1 protein-coding gene is annotated in these 297 nt (G+C 55.2%); it reads right to left on the bottom strand.

Annotation, left to right across the window (positions count from 1 at the left end; all coding sequences use genetic code 11):
* On the bottom strand, positions 1–271 hold a 271-nt coding region (locus tag AC1RP1_RS08230), incomplete at its 3' end, for a hypothetical protein (RefSeq protein WP_481762757.1).
* Positions 272–297 lie beyond the last annotated feature (26 nt).

Raw genomic sequence — 297 nt, 5'->3', positions numbered from 1 at the left:
AGCACGCATCCACTTGGTGTGGGGTTGTGCGCGATGCCTTATACGTCTCTTCGAGCGTAGAGCCCTTGTGACGCTGGTGCCATGCATTCTTCCATTGCGCGGCCGGTATCGTTAGCATCGGTATATCCGGATAGGTGCCTGCCAGTAGACCGATCATGACGCTGACCATTTCGATGGTGGTGCCAATAGATTGGATACCGCGCGTCATGAAGCGTTCCGCAACGAAGCCGTCCGGTTTGTACAGATCAACCCATCTTTTTAGTTCTGCCAAGAATTCGGTGCGGGAGGGCCCGAACC

This window comes from Dellaglioa sp. CoH-56-MRSF-13, from assembly GCF_056782095.1.
Note: the sequence above shows the minus strand (reverse complement) of the source record. Positions and strands in the feature narration are given on the sequence as shown.